The sequence below is a fragment of the Trichocoleus sp. DQ-A2 genome (genome assembly GCF_039961915.1).
Taxonomy (GTDB): Bacteria; Cyanobacteriota; Cyanobacteriia; order Cyanobacteriales; family FACHB-T130; genus FACHB-T130.
The window spans coordinates 48402-64428 of the sequence record NZ_JAMPKD010000017.1 but is presented as its reverse complement, the minus strand read 5'-3'; the positions used below and the strand labels follow the sequence as shown (position 1 = coordinate 64428).

15 protein-coding genes are annotated in these 16027 nt (G+C 47.9%); 9 read left to right on the top strand and 6 right to left on the bottom strand.

The genetic code is table 11. The features are described from left to right. Nucleotides 1-46: 46 nt before the first annotated feature. A complete protein-coding gene (locus tag NC997_RS17705; RefSeq protein WP_190528215.1) occupies nucleotides 47-1246 on the bottom strand; it encodes an aromatic ring-hydroxylating dioxygenase subunit alpha in 1200 nt (399 codons plus the stop codon). Between the two features lie 189 nt (nucleotides 1247-1435). On the opposite strand from NC997_RS17705, the gene NC997_RS17700 reads away from it, so the two are divergent. Next, nucleotides 1436-2617, top strand: a complete 1182-nt coding sequence (locus tag NC997_RS17700) for an MFS transporter (protein ID WP_190528142.1) — start codon at nucleotides 1436-1438, stop codon at nucleotides 2615-2617. Here NC997_RS17700 and NC997_RS17695 read toward each other — a convergent pair. Continuing rightward, entirely contained in the window at nucleotides 2592-4277 is a 1686-nt protein-coding gene (locus NC997_RS17695; protein ID WP_190528140.1) for a GH3 auxin-responsive promoter family protein, read from the bottom strand. The genes NC997_RS17700 and NC997_RS17695 overlap by 26 nt on opposite strands. Before the next feature lie 356 nt (nucleotides 4278-4633). Here NC997_RS17695 and NC997_RS17690 point away from each other — a divergent pair, with 356 nt between their 5' ends. The 4 genes from NC997_RS17690 (at nucleotide 4634) to NC997_RS17675 (ending at nucleotide 8365) form a co-directional block, all read left to right on the top strand. Further along, the gene (locus NC997_RS17690; RefSeq protein WP_190528138.1) at nucleotides 4634-5608 is read left to right on the top strand and encodes a cupin-like domain-containing protein; all 975 of its coding nucleotides are present in this window, start codon (nucleotides 4634-4636) and stop codon (nucleotides 5606-5608) included. A 78-nt stretch (nucleotides 5609-5686) separates the two neighbouring features. Next, complete coding sequence (locus NC997_RS17685) at nucleotides 5687-6190, top strand: sterol desaturase family protein (protein ID WP_190528136.1); 504 nt, start codon at nucleotides 5687-5689, stop codon at nucleotides 6188-6190. Nucleotides 6191-6506: 316 nt separating this feature from the next. After that, nucleotides 6507-6830, top strand: coding sequence for an Mpo1-like protein (locus NC997_RS17680; RefSeq protein WP_190528134.1), 324 nt, complete (start codon nucleotides 6507-6509; stop codon nucleotides 6828-6830). 128 nt (nucleotides 6831-6958) lie between these two features. Further along, nucleotides 6959-8365 carry an amidohydrolase family protein gene (locus NC997_RS17675; RefSeq protein WP_190528132.1) on the top strand — a complete coding sequence of 469 codons (1407 nt, stop codon included), beginning with the start codon at nucleotides 6959-6961 and terminating at the stop codon, nucleotides 8363-8365. Nucleotides 8366-8466: 101 nt separating this feature from the next. Here the strand turns inward: NC997_RS17675 and NC997_RS17670 are convergent, their stop codons facing one another. Further along, on the bottom strand, nucleotides 8467-8973 hold the full coding sequence (locus tag NC997_RS17670) for a pentapeptide repeat-containing protein (RefSeq protein WP_190425122.1): 507 nt from the start codon (nucleotides 8971-8973) through the stop codon (nucleotides 8467-8469). 14 nt (nucleotides 8974-8987) lie between these two features. Between NC997_RS17670 and NC997_RS17665 the strand changes: the two genes are divergently transcribed. Then, on the top strand, nucleotides 8988-9578 hold the full coding sequence (locus NC997_RS17665; protein ID WP_190414651.1) for a YraN family protein: 591 nt from the start codon (nucleotides 8988-8990) through the stop codon (nucleotides 9576-9578). Here NC997_RS17665 and NC997_RS17660 read toward each other — a convergent pair whose 3' ends face one another. Then, on the bottom strand, nucleotides 9579-9968 hold the full coding sequence (locus tag NC997_RS17660) for a hypothetical protein (protein ID WP_190414650.1): 390 nt from the start codon (nucleotides 9966-9968) through the stop codon (nucleotides 9579-9581). A 157-nt stretch (nucleotides 9969-10125) separates the two neighbouring features. Between NC997_RS17660 and queA the strand changes: the two genes are divergently transcribed. Together queA and NC997_RS17650 are read left to right on the top strand one after the other, a co-directional pair. After that, nucleotides 10126-11361 (top strand): tRNA preQ1(34) S-adenosylmethionine ribosyltransferase-isomerase QueA, encoded by a 1236-nt coding sequence (gene queA / locus NC997_RS17655; RefSeq protein ID WP_190528131.1) that lies wholly within the window; start codon nucleotides 10126-10128, stop codon nucleotides 11359-11361. A gap of 124 nt (nucleotides 11362-11485) precedes the next feature. After that, complete coding sequence (locus NC997_RS17650) at nucleotides 11486-12745, top strand: tetratricopeptide repeat protein (protein ID WP_190528129.1); 1260 nt, start codon at nucleotides 11486-11488, stop codon at nucleotides 12743-12745. A 61-nt stretch (nucleotides 12746-12806) separates the two neighbouring features. Here the strand turns inward: NC997_RS17650 and NC997_RS17645 are convergent, their stop codons facing one another. Beyond that, nucleotides 12807-13505 carry an NAD-binding protein gene (locus NC997_RS17645; RefSeq protein ID WP_190414647.1) on the bottom strand — a complete coding sequence of 233 codons (699 nt, stop codon included), beginning with the start codon at nucleotides 13503-13505 and terminating at the stop codon, nucleotides 12807-12809. Nucleotides 13506-13685: 180 nt separating this feature from the next. Continuing rightward, a complete protein-coding gene (locus tag NC997_RS17640) occupies nucleotides 13686-15020 on the bottom strand; it encodes a TrkH family potassium uptake protein (protein WP_190414646.1) in 1335 nt (444 codons plus the stop codon). A 92-nt stretch (nucleotides 15021-15112) separates the two neighbouring features. Between NC997_RS17640 and NC997_RS17635 the strand changes: the two genes are divergently transcribed. After that, nucleotides 15113-15985: a methyltransferase domain-containing protein gene (locus NC997_RS17635; protein ID WP_190414645.1), complete on the top strand. Its 873-nt coding sequence runs from the start codon at nucleotides 15113-15115 to the stop codon at nucleotides 15983-15985. Nucleotides 15986-16027: the final 42 nt, after the last annotated feature.

Here is a 16027-nt window from a genome sequence, read left to right as displayed (position 1 = left end):
CCCTGAGAAAGGGCTAGAGAATACACCGCTGCTAGGAGAGTTGCCTTCATCCGATTAGATTTTCTTGGGTGAGTTCAGATGGCTCTCTGGCGTTCGCGGAGTGTGCGCGTTCCCCGGAGGGGTTGCCGAAGGCTAGCGCATTCGCCTCAGCAAAAGAAATAGACTTTTCTGACTTCCCCTGATGATTTTGCGATTGACTAGATTCTTGCACAAATTTCTCATATTGCCGGACAATTAGCCGCTGGATAGCAATAATTGCTGGGTTAATTTCTACATAACGTCGCTGGGGATCGGCTAAGTAGGTTCGCTGCTCGCTTTCGATCATCTCAATGTCTTGGGCGAGAAATTTCAACAACACAAAGCGCGGGAGCAGGATTTGCAACCAAGGCTTGAGCGGGTTGAGTACCCATTTTGGCAGGCGGACTTTGAAAAAGAAAAAGGCAAAAGATCGGCTCTCAGTTAAGCCGACGGGCAATCGCATCAAGTATAGGGCGGAAACTCCCTGGAGAACGGTATAAAAGTGTGGGTAGCGATACTGAATCGAGATCGGTAAGGTGGTGACTTGGTCAGCGCGATCGCTCAATCCGAGAAACTGAGCCATGCGACCTTTGTAGGAAACATTGTATTCGGCGCAGACTGCCGCGTCTGTCTCTCGCAGACTCGTTAACACCGGATCGAACCAACCCTGCAATTTTTGGTGCAGAAAACCATGAAAAACGTCCATCGTGTTTTCGTTGCAGATGGAAAAATGGGCTTGGAAGTGGGCATTCACGGGCACCATTAACCAATCTGGCTCATCAAATTCAGGGATATCTGGCGGCTGACAGGTGGTGGCGAGAGCGCGATCGCCAGGGAAGATCCAGATAAGATTATATTTTTCTTGCACTGGATAACTGCGGGCTTGGGCGCGGGGAAGTTTTTGGGTGTCGGGAAGATAGGGAATGCTGACACAATGACCTTCACCGTCAAATTCCCAGCCATGATAAGCACACGCTAAGTTACACCCTTGGACGGTGCCCTTGTGGAGTGCGATGCCTTTGTGAGGGCAAGCATCCTCTAAGGCATGGAGATTCCCTTGAGTATCGCGAAAAATTGCGATCGCTTGCTGCCAAATAACCACAGGCTTGATTTCACCGGGCTTCAGTTGGTCTGCCCAACCCACCGGATACCAGTGATTCCCATTGATGCCCACCTCTCGAACAGCATTCTGAACGGTCTGGCTGGTTAGCGTCGTAGCCAGTTCCATGAATTGTGCCTCTGTTGCCGGTTTCTGTGACAATATTTAGCTTCCTAGCCACCGATAAGTCAATATCAATTTGTTTTGTCTTTTAGGATTTTTCAAATGATCAATCACCCATCACCCAGAACAGCCCAAAAATAAGTTGATTTCCACCTATCTAGGTTATGATGACCAAACATTGCAGGTTTCTGGCTTATGTTGGGCGATCGCAGACTGTTAGTGCTGCTGGCAGCAGGCTCCCTGACGACCATGACGGGGGGAGTCATTGCGCCAATTTTGCCAGAAATGGTGCAACAACTTCACCTCGATCCCGCGTTTGCCGGTAACTTGGTGAGCCTCCATTGCCTGACGATTGCCCTATTCAGCCCATTGCTAGGGATTTTGGCAGATCGAGTGGGTCGATTACGGGTGCTAATTCCTTCCCTGATTCTCTACGCAGTGTTAGGCACGGCAGGAGCTTTCATGCAAACGCTGACGCCGCTGTTAGTGATGCGGGGGTTGCTGGGTATCGCCAGTGGGGGGATTGCGGCGGCGAGTCTGGGCTTGCTGGGGAATCTGTATGAAGGCGAAGCGCGCTCGCAAGCTTTAGGTTACGCGACCAGTACCCTCACCCTGACGGGTATTGCTTTCCCGCTTTTAGGGGGCTGGGTGGGTGCCACTCACTGGCAATACGCTTTTTATCTGTATGGGCTGGGGTTGCCGCTGGCGTTTTTGGTTGCTTTAATTTTGAAAGAAAAGCCACCGAAGCTTCGGGTTAAAGAACGCGCCACGGATTCAAACCAAAAGCTGGGTAAAATCATCGGACAGTCCCACGCCTTGCAGTTGTTACTGACCCTTTGCTTAGCCTCAGTGGCAATGTATGCCGTCGTTATTTACGCACCCCTTTACCTCAAGGCAACGATAGGGGCAGGAGCATCTCTCAATGGGATTGTCCTGGCATCGCGGGCAGTTGGGGCAGCTGCTGTCTCCGCTTTTGCTGCCAAGGGCCTCGCCAAGCGACTCGGTTTAAATCGAGCCACCGCAACCGGATTTGCCCTGATGGCATTAACCTTGGCAACCATCCCACTGCTGTCCCAACTCCTCTGGATTTTGATAACAGCGGTACTCTTCGGGGTGGGATTTGGGATTGTGCTACCCAACCTGTATAGCGCTTTAGCCGATCTCGCCCCCTCACAACTCCGGTCTAGCGTGCTGGCAATCGGAACGGGTGCCGGTTTCCTCGGACAGTTCCTCTCCCCGATTCTCCTAGGGCCAGCGATCAATTATGGCGGCTTGCCAGGGGTTTTTTATGGGGCAGCGAGTGTCTCGATGGTGGCAGGATTGCTGCTTTTCTTTGGTAGCAAAGACAAATTTAATCGCGATCCTCTGGAAGTCTAACCTCTTGCTCCACTTCCAGTCCAGCTAGAAAATTCCGATCTTCGCTAATATGGGGAAATTTTAGTTGAGAATCCGGAATTCCCCTTTCTACTTGACGTTGGCGAACTTTGGCAAAGCTGCCAGGAGCCAGAATTCGCAGTCGGGGAGGAGGCACCTGATCCTTGCGTTTGGATTGATAGTAAACGTTAGTTTCCTTTAGTTTACGGTCAAAGCTGGCTAAAAAAGCAAGGCGATCGCTCAAAATATGACCGTCAACGAGTTCAATATTCACTAGATAATGGGCGGGGAACTCATTTTCGGACAAAGTGATACAAAAATCCTCTAATGGCAAGCCAAATTCTTGTTGCAGGCTTTGCATCACTTGAGTGGCATGAAATTCGGTCGTCTTTTCCGTCGTGGAAGACAAAATCCCGCCTCGACGGTGACGAAATACAATCAGAGGAGCCTGCTCGTAAAAGCCCAGAACTTCTACAACATCACCAATATCGTAACGGTAGAAGCCGCTATAGTTGGTCATCAGAATCCGGTACAGTTCTCCCGCTTTCACTTCCGTGGCAAGTAAGGTTTTGGGATGCTCTTCCTCCCACTGGTCTTGCGGGATAAATTCAAAAAAGCCTGCTTCAATGGCTAAGATGCTGCCATCGTTGTTGAGGTCGTGGTAAATACTAAAGGTGCCTTCAGCGGAGGCGAAAACAGCCCCAAAGCTAGGGATGTCGTCAAAGTAGGAGGGAAATCGCTCAAAGTAAAAATCTGAGGTTCCTCCCCGCGCGGTGGCGGTAAAAGATAGCTCAGGCCATGCTAGTTTTGGGGTAAGCCGTCCCTCTGATTTTAAGATTTCCCGCAATTGAGCGGCGCGACCTGGATTTGCTGACCATTGCCGTTCCAATTTGGCTCGAAGTTCGGGTTCGAGTGTTAACCAACTGGCAATGGTTCCGGTTTCGATGTCTCGGATCAAATCTTCCGCGTAGCGCTCTAAATAGTTGCAGATTCGCAGGATGAGCATGGGAAAATTGGCTCCGATTCCGCGCATCGAGCGATCGCGCAGGGCAAATAAGAAGCAAAGATAATGGCGGGTGATACTATCCGCTGCTTGTAGGGTTTCGTAAGGATGGGCAAAGAGTTGTTCGTAGAGAAATTTGCCCATGCGGAGGACGCCTGTACCTCCCGGCCCATATTCAATCCCGCCACTGGTGCGTCCCGTGATTTGGGCGGTGTTGGTGACTAACAGTTTGCCAAATTTTCGATCTTGCGAACGCAGCGCCTCACCTAAAAAGCCGATGCAAGTCAGATTCGCCCATCCCAACGAGTTCTGAAATCGCTGAGTCACCGGGATTAATTTCTGATTTCCCGTCGAGCCACTGGTCGTATTGAGATAAACGACCGGATCTGGCGTTAAAATATTTTTTTCACCTTGGGCAATGCGTTCAGTATAGGGTTCATAGCTGCTGTAAGGCAGAATCGGAATCTGTTGTTGAAATTGCTCGATTGTTTTGATATCTCTCAGCCCATATTTGCGACCTAATTCGGTATCTTTATGAGCCTGCAATAGCTCCTTTAATAACTGCTCCTGTACAGCAGAAGTCCTGCGAGTTTTTTTCACAAAATTCGCCCTGGCACGTTCAGCAATCGTTGTCAAAACTGGTAGCAATAGATTTGCCATTAGTGCATTAGATCCATTAGCAAGAATAACTAGATGTCGATTAAAGCAGATTTTTTCTTTTTCTTCAAACTAAATGCTAAACTTCGCTAGTAGTGATTATTCATAATGTCTTTATTAATGACTAATGAGCGATGAAAACGAAGCTTTTTGGGGACAGTTATAGCAGTTCTATAGGAGTTGTAAATTTTATGAACCGCGTTGGCGAAGCCTGCGCGTTGGCGTTAGCCTCGCGTTAGCGATAGCGCTTAGACGCCAAGAGCGATAAGGAAGAGAGAAAAGAGATATCTAAGCTTTCATAAATGAATTATGATTATATATCCAACTATTATTGACTCAAAATAAGTGAGGAGATAGGTATGGAAACCAAATCGGAAAATGTCATAAAATTAGACTTGGAAAAGCGGGTCAAGCCAATCGAACGAGTGGATATTTCATCGATAACACCAGAAATATTTTTTGAAAAATATCAAAAAACCGGAACTCCTGTTATCATGACGGGCTTATTGGAAAGTGAAGGTGACTGGAATCTAGACTATTTATGTGAAAAATTTGGCAATCAAGAGTTAATGTTCCGGAATCCAGGGCGGGAAAGAGAAAAGCAGGAAAAGCGCAAATGGAAAAGCATCGGCAGTGGCGTGAATTTGCAAAGTATGCCATTCACAGAATATGCAGAGATGTTGCGTAACCATAAGGCTCATGAAAATGACATTAACCTAGGAAAATGTCCCCTCAAAAATACTCCGCTTGCAGATACCCAGTCTTTAAAAACAATTGGCTCTCGGCTGGGTTTAACGAAGCCTGCAAGCGAACTGAACATCTATGTAGCTCCGGGAGGTCATCGTTCAGGCTTACATTATGACTCAGTGGACGGCACGCTGATGCAACTGCATGGTGCCAAAAAAATAGTGTTTTTTCCACCCTCAGAGACATACAATCTCTATCCATTTCCGGTGTATATTCATTTGCGCCACGGCTTAAAATTGCGTTCTTGGTTTAGTCAGGTGGATCTGGAAAACCCCGACTTTAACTCATTGCCAAAATTCAAGGAAGCACTCCAGCATAAACGCGAAGTAATCCTTGAGCGAGGGGAAACGCTTTATATTCCTGCCGGTTGGTGGCATGAAGTCATCGGATTGGGCGATGAAATGGTGTGTGCAGTCAATCGTTTCTGGAGGATATATCCTACATCACGAGCCGTGTTCTCTTGGAGTCGATGGCGTGCAGCTTGTGGAATGATATTTGCATTACCCTATACTTTTTTAAATTTAGCGATCGCGTTAGGCAGCCGCAACAGAAAACAAAAAATTAGCAAGATTTCCCATAGGATGTAAGCGTCCTAGCCAATTAAATCGGAGCAAAAAACTTTAGGTGTGCGTCGCGATACAGAAAAACTGTGAGGAATGGAGTTTATGAGCTTATTAGCAAAGCTTTCTGTAGGAATCGCTTGTTTTACTTTGGCGTTTATCTTGGCAAGTTTAGTGGAATATTGGCTACATCGCTTGATGCACGTCTCGCCTCGGATTGGCGAACGTCATCGAGATCATCACCGTCGTAACGAAGGACAGGGGGTGTTGTGGGAGTTTCGAGACTATGTTAGGGGCAGTTTGCTGGTAATGTGTTTGATGTTTTTCTACTCGTGGGAGGCTGGAATCGGTTGGTTCCTCGGTGGCTTATTCTATGCTGCATTTTCAGCCTATGCCCATCAGCTACAGCACGAAAACCCCACCAAGTGCTTCTGGATGAAGATGCCAGTTCACTACGTGCATCACAAGTATGGAATGTGGCATCACAATTTTGGTTTGGCGGTAGATTGGTGGGATCGGGTTTTCGGCACTTACAAGCCAGTAGAATGGCTGGGCGAAGAGGAACTGAGTCAACAGCCACGGGGTTATTTGCAACTCCGGTGGCGGTAGGAATGTCCTAGCTGGAATGGGATTGACGCAGGTAGCCGGGAAATAAATTTCCGGCTTAAAGCTAAAGTAAGCTAAAGCTTACTGGGGTAAGCCATTGAACCCGTTTGAACGGGTTTTAGCTTTAAGCCCAAACTTTAGTTTAGGGCTGACTTAATGACATTCTCCTCGCTGCCATCCCAAGGGTAAAATGTCCAAACTGGGTTAAAGCAACCTAAAAAAATTCTAATTTCTCTCCCTTTCGCAAGAGACTTAGTGATATCGTTCCTACAACGCTTTGAGTTTGACAAATTCGGGTTTCAACCGCAGGAGAATTACTTTGAGCTACTTCCAGGAGGCTAAAGCCCACTTTGTTGCGAGTCATCAGCATCCCATCAACCAGTTTCTGCACCACTTGACTAATGTGCTAGCGATCGCCGCTGTGGGTTTTCTGTTTTATGATTGGCGGTTAACGCTTGTGTGTTTAGTCCTCACCCAAGTATTCGCTTTGGGCGGTCATGCTGTCTTCGAGAAGAATCACCCGGCTTTTGTCAAGTACCCCGGCATTACCATCCTGGTTTCCCTCATGTGGTCTTTTGAGAACTGGTTTGGACTGCGCCAAGTTTGGACATACTTGAATCGCAAGCAGAAAGCGTTGAATTAAATTTCAGCCGCAAGGCGAGTATTCAATTAAAAACATTGTGTCTTCATCGGGGCAGGCTTCTATCCGACGCCCTGAAAACCTGGAATTTATTTGCAGGTAACGATTGAGCAATTAATTAAGGAGTTTTCATGTATCAAGGTCTACTGGTAATTGATGCAGATGCCCATAAAATAGAAAATCCTTTAGTAATGCGGGATTATCTAGAGCCAGAGTATCGCGATCGCATCGGTTTAGCGATTGATAGTCTTGGCGACCAACGGGCGAGAATCGTAGACTTTAATCCCGCAACAGGTAAAAACGACTTTATGCGGATGTTTCCGCAACCTCAAGGACTGGGGAAAGGTGGCTTTCGCAACCTGCATCCCGATACAACTTTGGGGGCAATGTTCAATCGAGTGCGGATTGAACACATGGATCGAGAAGGCATTGACATCCAGGTAATCTACGGCACGCTCAACTTAGTCTTTTCGAGCTTATTGGATAAGGACTTTGCGATCGCGCTGTGTCGTGCTTACAACAACTACATTGCCGACGACTGTCGGGGTTACGATAACCGGCTCAAACCGATTGGTGTATTGCCTCTACAGGATGTAGATGCCGCGGTTGCTGAAATGCACCGTTGCATCAACGAACTGGGCATGATTAGCGTCGCCGTTGCCCCAAACCTACCGATTCCCCATCCGAAAGCGCCTCAAGCTTTCCCCGATATCCGCACCTGTAAAGCGATTAGCCATCCTGACTTCCGCCCTATCCTGCAAGCAGCCGCCGATTTGGATATTGGTCTGGGCATTCATGGAGGGCCGGGATCTTACATGGTGGGGGGGATTTCCGATCATGTGGAAACCTTTGTTCTGACGCACATTTTTGTGCAGCGAAACCAGCAACAATTGGCTTTAGCCAGAATGGTTTTTGATGGGGCGTTTGAGCAATTCCCCTCCCTGCGGGTTGGCTTTTTAGAAGGCGGTTGTGGTTGGGTGCCGGATCTTGCCCATGCTTTCCACGAGCATTGGGAAAAACGCATCCGTGACTTTGACCCCAAGCATCCCTATCGTCCTTCCCTGATGGAATTCACCAAGCTGATGATTCAGGAAAGAGGCACTCACAACAATATCAACCTGATTAGTCAGGCAAAAAATCTCTTCGATCTCCTGTGGAATGCTCAGCATGACCCGGCTCAGATTGAGGATGCAAGTCTTTATGAGCATTACGATCTCCGCCATCGAGATCCTTTGGAATACTTCGAGCGGGGTCAAATCTTTACTTCCTTTGAATCAGACGATCCAGGCCCTGCTTATCTTCACATTGCGATGGGAGAAATTGGCAAACATCTGGCTTGCTTCTCTGGAGATTATGGGCACTGGGATGGGGTACTCCATGACTGTGTCAAGGATGCTGCAACTGTTGCTGATTATGACCGGGAGCATTTAGAACTATTGCTTAGCGGCAATGCACTGGCTCTGTATGGCGATCGCCTGCGCCAATCTGCGCCGAATCAAATCGCTGATGCAGCCAGCCTGAACAGTACGGTTAATTAGCCCTTTTTGAGCGCAGACAATTCCGTTACGAACACGGGGCAATGCCCCGTGTCCCTAGGAGGATTTGTATTGAACCCCAAGTGACAACCGATTGAAAAGGATTAGGGACAAAACAAAGTTTCGCGGGTTTCGCGCCCAGTAGTGGGATTGGTACCGGACGCTATTTTACACAACTGTTGTTGCACATCCTGACGAAGCAGCACATCTGTAAAATCGGCTCCATCAATAATCGCACCTTCAAACTTAGTGTTAAAGGCAAACGCCCCTTCCAAAACCGCGTTCTTTAAGTTCGCTTTGGTCAAGCGGGCTGTGTCCAGAGTTGCGTTTCTGAGATCGGCTCCTTCTAAATTGACGCTTTCCAGATTAGCCCCAAAAAAACTGACACCCCGCAAATTCGTATGACTCAGGTTACTACTGCGGAGATTGGCTTTAGTAAAGCTGGAGTCGGTCAGCTCTTTGCCGGAGAAATCTACACCAATCAAAAATTCTTTGTTGTAGTCGTTCGCCCAGGCGGGAGATGCGATCGCGCCAAAAGAGGCAATGGCGATCGCCACAAGCAATAAACCGAGTAAAATTGTCGAAATCCGATTATCTAGCCTACACTTCATGCTGGTTCCATTTGATGGAAAACCGTCGTCTATCTCATTATCCCGATATCGGTGTTTTAGGAGAAGACCTAGTTGCTCAATGGTTGATTTCCCAAGCCTGGGAAATTCTTGAGCGCCGGTGGCGTTGCCGCTGGGGAGAAATTGATATAATTGCGCGACAACGCCCAGATGAAGGTAAGGGAGGGGGAGACAGAAAGACAGGAAGACAGCGGGAGGAAGAGTTTCCCACTACCCATTACCCATCACCCGTTCCCCATTGCCCCATTACCCTGTCCTCTTGCTTAATCTTTGTCGAGGTCAAAACTCGCAGCCGGGGAAATTGGGATGCGGATGGAATGCTAGCGATTACACCGCAAAAGCAAGCTAAACTCTGGCGCACAGCAGAGATTTTTTTGGCAGAGCGTCCAGATTTAGTAAATCTTCCTTGCCGGTTTGATGTCGCTTTGGTCAGATGTCAGCGTCCTAAGACCAATACTGTTCTGCTACCAGAACCTGAAAAGCTCCCTTTGATTTCTTTACCAGAACCTAGAAATTTAGCTGTGGGAGAATATCAGTTGAGTCTACAAGACTATATTCAGTCCGCTTTCGATGAGCCGTTAAGTTAATTAAGCTAGAGTTTCCGGGCAATATCCCAGCCCTTTTGTGAACTGCTGGCGAAATGCTTCAATATCGCTCCGATCGGGACTACCATGAGAAACCACAGCGACTTGGTAGCGACGCATCACATCGATGGGGGACTGTCCAGTTTCCAGACTCCAAAGCGCCATCTGGAGGCGAATAGCCGGTTCGTAGGGAATACCCAGTTCGTTCATGAACGCCCGGAAGTCACCATCTTGCTGCGCGTTTAGATGGTTACTCATTTTGACCTTGATCACCCAGCCATCAATCTGATGAATCACCGTCATTAAACGAACGGGCAACTGGGGCATTGTGTGTAAATACTCAACCACCCGTAGTGTCAGGCTGGCATTGGCCAGAAAGTAGACGTATTCCATGAGAAGTTCTTAGTGTCTAGGTCATGCTGGTTCTATAACTCTCATTCTCCATGAGTAAGATAGTCTGCGATAGGGGAGAAGCCCCCGTTCTTATCTGGGGGTATTTACCCAATCTGCAAAGTTAAATTGATCGATTCCTTATCAGTAAACTAACGGCATGACAGAATTTAACGAAGACAGTCACATCAGCGATCCCCGGTTGGGAGAGTCAAAAGCCGTTAGTGGGGCAAGAAGATTAAAGATAGACAGCCCCGAATCCTTACGGTTTCAAGCTGAAGCACCCAGCGGGGATGATATAGATATCGATCGGTTAATCGCCAGTTATGACTATGAACTCCCGGCAGAACTGATTGCCCAGAATCCATCTGTGCCAAGGGATAGTGCGCGTTTGCTGGTGGTATCCCCAGATCATCCCAGCCACGCCATTTTTCGGGATTTACCCGACTTCCTCCAGTCCGGAGATTTACTGGTATTAAATAATACTCGTGTCATCCCTGCCCGCCTCCGGGGTCGTAAATCTACGGGTGCCCCCGTGGAGGTGTTGCTGCTGGAGGAACAGCAGAACAACTGCTGGCTAGCTTTGGTGAAACCAGGGCGACGTCTGCAACCGGGGGCGCAGATATTCTTTGAACCACAGAAACTAGGGGCTGAGGAAAAATTGAACCCAGCCTCAAGCCCGAATCAATTGAGTGCGACGATTTTGTCTAGGGATGAGGCGACGGGGGGGCGGGTGTTGCAGTTTGATGTTCCAGCCGGGAGTCGGTTTGAAGATTTGTTGGAGGAATACGGTCAAGTGCCGCTACCTCCTTACATTACAGATTCCCAATCCCAGGCGGAACAGTACCAAACTGTGTATGCCCAGGCTCAAGGAGCGATCGCTGCTCCCACGGCTGGGCTACACTTTACCCCAGAGTTACTCCAGCGCTTGCAAGAACGAGGAATTCAGCAGGCTTCGGTGACGCTGCACGTCGGGGTCGGGACGTTTCGCCCGGTGGAAGTGGAGGATATCACCACCCACAAAATGCATGGGGAGTGGGTAGAAGTCCCCAAGTCTACGGTGGAACAAATTCGGGAAACCAAGGCGCGCGGGGGTCGGATTATTGCCGTGGGGACAACGGTGGTGCGATCGCTTGAGTCAGCTGCTATGAATGGGGAATTACACCCCTTCAGGGGCAAGACGGAGTTATTTATCTATCCTGGCTACCAGTGGCGGGTAGTGGACGGGTTAATTACCAATTTCCACTTACCCCGTTCGAGTTTGCTGATGTTGGTGGGTGCTTTAATCGGGCGTCAGCGGTTGCTGGAATTGTACCAAGTGGCGACAAAGCATCGGTATCGCTTCTATTCTTTTGGGGACGCGATGCTAATCTTGCCGGAAGCCACAATCAGATGACGATGGGACAAGTTAAGGTAATGAGGAATGTCAATCATCGCTGGTCAGTGGTAAATTGCAACTGACAACTAATTACCTTCCCAATTACCTTTTCCTAAATAGCGAGTGGTGCGGGGTTCTAGATATGCTTAAAAACCACAAACGAATTTATCTCCTTGCGGCTGCTTTGATCGGTCTTGGTTTGACGACTACCAGCACTGCCTTTGCTGGTGAATCGCGGAATGGGCGACAAAAGACAACCTCTTTTGAGTCGCCCGTACTCACTAAGCAGATGGTCGAAGGTCTATACACTCAAGATTTTGAGGCAGCGACTTACTTCCAACAAGGGGTGACGCGGTATAATCGCGGAGACTATCGGGGGGCAGAGCTAGCTCTTCGCAAAGCGCTTGAATTCGATTCCAGCATTGCGATGGCTTATTATCTATTGGGGAATTCTCTAGCCGAGCAAGGACAGCTTGAGAAGGCAACGAATGAGTACCTGCAAGCGCTTCGTCTCGACCCCAATTTGGGAGAGGCTTACTACAATTTGGGAGTTGCTTTATATAAGCAAGGGCAACCCGACGCCGCACTGACTGCGTATGAACGAGCGCTAAGTTTAAATCCCAAGTTGGCAGATGCTTACTATAATGTGGGCTTGGCGATGGAGGCAAAAGGTCAAACACAAGAAGCGATCGCTGCCTATCAGCAGGCGATTCAGAATGACCCGAAATATGCAGTCGCTTACTATAATCTGGGACTGCTGTTAGTCAACCAAAATCAAAATGAAGCCGCGATGGCTCAGTTTCAAAAAGCAGTTGAACTTGACCCAACGCTTGCCGATGCTCAATATCAACTGGGGTTACTTTACGCGCAGCAAAATCAGCCGACACAAGCAATTAACGCCCTGAATGCAGCGGCTTCTAAGAATCCGAACTTGGCAGAGGCTCAGTACCAGATGGGTTTAATTTTTGTCCAGCAAGGTAACTCCAAAGCGGCAGCCAATCGATTCAAGCAGGCGGTGCGTCTCAATCCCAATGATGGCGACGCTTATCAACAATTGGGAGCAATGCTGTTAAAGGAGAACCAGGTCAAAGATGCAGCTGCGGCATTGAGGGAAGCCAAGCGCCTCAACCCAAATGATGCCGTGACTCTTTATAATCTGGGCGTGGCTCTGCAACGGCAAGGTCTGCTGGCGGAAGCGATCGCGAATTACCAAGAAGCGATTGTCCTCAATTCCACTCTGGCAGATGCCTTTTTTAACTTGGGAGTAACGCTGCAACAAACTGGACGACGCGAAGAAGCAATCCCCTTTCTTTTTCAAGCTAAAACGCTATTCAATCAGCAGGGGAATGCAGACAAAATTGACCAGATTAACCAGTTTCTACAGCAGTTAGGGGCTTCTTGAATTAAAAATTAAAAATTAAAAATTAAAAAAATATCTTGATTAATTTTTAATTTTTAATTTCTTAAATGGGTAGGCGATTAATGTCTTTGTTGGAACCAATCACAACCATTGCGGCTCCCTTATAGAGTCGATGGTTGGGATTGGGATTAATTTCAAACTTGCCATTGTGACTGACTGCTAGCAGATTTAAACCATAGCGGCTGCGAAGTTGTAGTTCAGAGATGGTTTTGCCGTGAAAATCGTCTGGAATAATAATTTCTACAATACTGTTATCAACGTCCAGATCGAATCGATCTAAAATAGCTGGTTTAGTCAGCGATCGCGCTAACGTGCACCCCATTTCATGCTCTGGAAATACCACATGATCTGCCCCGACTTTTGTCAGGAGTTTCATATGGATTTCCGAGGATGCTTTTGCTACCACATGAGTCACCCCGCCTTCCTTCAGATTCAGGGTCGTTACCACGCTAGCTTCGAGATAATTCCCAATCGCCACAATGACCGTATCAAAATCAAAAATTCCTCCCTCTTTAAGCGCAGCGGGTTCAGTCGAGTCCAGCTGCAAGGCATGGGAAGCGATTTGATCGGTCAAAACTTGGGCGACTCTCTTTTCCTCGGCGTCAATACCCAGCACTTCGTAGCCCAGATGGTGTAAGGTCGAGCAGACGCCACGACCAAAACGACCTAACCCAATGACTGCGAATTGATTCTTGGTATTAGTGCTGAGACTGCGAAAAAAGTTTAAAGATGATAAGTTCACAAATAAACTCCGAACTGACTCATTGAGTTAGGGATCATTCGTCGAAAACAATTGTCGGTTTAAACCGACCTTTTAACTTTCAACCTTTTAATCTACAAGCTGCAATTGGGTCACAAACAACTGACAAAAAGCTTAAAGATTACTCAGGTTCTAGCTTATCAAGCATCGGGAATGCGATCGCTATCCGACCAACAAATTCTCCTCCGGATAGCGGATAATGCTGGGACTGGGATTTCCCAGAATCGCTGACATCAGGAGCAAAACTCCCACCCGACCGATGTACATGGTGGCAATCAATACCAGTTTGGCGAAAACTGAAATGCTCGCTGTAATCCCAGTAGAAAGTCCAACAGTAGCGAAGGCTGAAACAACCTCCAATAAAATTTGGATAAACGCCAATTGTGGATCGCTTATCGCAATTAAAGTGGTGGAACCAATGACCACCAGAAGCGAACCAACTGTCACCCCAGTCGCTTTCACAATTAGCGCCTTCGGGATTTGGCGCTGGTAAGAAACTACTTCTTCCTTCCCTTGTAATGCTGAAAAAGTAGAACTCAGTAAAACCCTTGTCGTCGTGGTTTTAATTCCGCCGCCGGTACTACCAGGATTTGTCCCAATAAACATTAAGGCAACGGTAATAAAAAGAGACGCTTCGGTCAATTTCCCGATATCAATGGTATTAAAACCAGCCGTTCGAGGTGTTACCGATTGAAACCAAGCCGCCATAAGCTTCTCGGGGAAACTAAGTGGGCCAAAGGTTTGGGGATTGTTGAATTCTGTAAACAAAAAGAGAATTGTTCCCAGGATGAGGAGAAAGAGAGTGGTCGTGGTAGCAATCTTAAAGTTGAGAGAAAAGACTACACAAGCTTGACTTTTGGATAAGCGATCGCGCGTCCATAAATACGCTTCCATAATCACTTCATAGCCAATCCCACCCAAAATAATCAAGGCAGTGACAATCAGGTTGAGCAAAGGCGATCGCACATATTGCATCAAATTATCTGAAAACAAGCCAAAGCCTGCATTATTAAAAGCATTCACACTATGAAAAATCGATAGCCAAAGACCGCGATCCAACCCGTAGTCGGGTACAAACACCAGCATCAGTAAAAAGATGCCAGTAATTTCAATAATCAGCGTCGTGGCAATGATTGAGCGTACCAAGTCCACCACACCAGCTAATCCTGGCTTGTCGAGCGATTGTTGAATCGCTATCTTGTCTCGCAGTCCAAACTTGCGTCCTAGCAACAGCAACAGGCACGTCGTTGCCGTCATGTAGCCCAATCCGCCTACCTGAACCAGCAAGACAAGGAACAATTGTCCCCAAAACGAATAAAATTTCCCCACATCGACCACCGATAAACCAGTTACGCAGACCGCAGACGTGGCAGTAAATAGCGCGATTATCGGATTGCTCCAACTGCCGTCACTGGTTGAAAACGGCAGCATCAGTAAAATCGTTCCCAAAGTGACGAGGGCAAGAAATCCCAAGCAAATAGTTCGGGCAACAGTCATGGTCTAGGGGTCTATCAGGAAAAGTCTTTTTAGAGCTTACTGCTTTCCGAGTTCTGGTAGGCTAATTTTCAGCAACACCGCCTGAAAATTTCATGACTTCAACTCTTTATCAGCAAATTCAGCAGTTCTACGACGCTTCCTCTGGTCTGTGGGAACAGATTTGGGGCGAACATATGCACCACGGATACTATGGCGCTGATGGTACTCTGAAAAAAGACCGGCGGCAAGCGCAAATTGACTTAATTGAAGAATTGCTCAAGTGGGGTGAGGTGCAGGTCGGGGCGGATTTGAAACCCGCCCCCGCCAATATCCTCGATGTCGGCTGTGGGATTGGCGGCAGTTCCCTTTACTTGGCGCAAAAATTCAACGCAGCAGCAACGGGAATCACTCTGAGTCCCGTCCAGGCAGCGAGAGCTAAAGAACGGGCAGCCGTTGCTGGATTAAGCGATCGCACATCGTTCCAGGTGGCAGACGCTCTGAATATGCCCTTTGCTGACGATTCCTTTGACTTTGTATGGTCGCTCGAAAGTGGCGAACATATGCCCAATAAGCAGAAGTTCTTGCAGGAGTGCTACCGGGTGCTGAAGCCGGGGGGGACTTTTCTGATGGCAACGTGGTGTCATCGTCCTGTCGGAGGCGCAGATGGGCAGCTGACAGATGATGAGCGGAAACATCTGGCGGAAATTTACCGCGTGTATGCTTTGCCTTACGTGATTTCGCTGCCAGAATATGAAACGCTGGCTCGTAAAGTTTCCTTCGAGAATATTCGCACGGCAGATTGGTCAAAAGCTGTCGCCCCATTTTGGGATATCGTGATTGATTCGACGCTCGATCCCAAAGCCATTCTGGGTTTGCTTTTCTCTGGCTGGACAACGATTCAAGCGGCGCTTTCACTCGGATTAATGAGCCGGGGCTATGAGCAAGGCTTGATTCGATTCGGATTGCTCTGTGCGACTAAGAAATAACGTTTGGGAACAAAAATTGCTTAAAATCAAGCCTGAGTATTC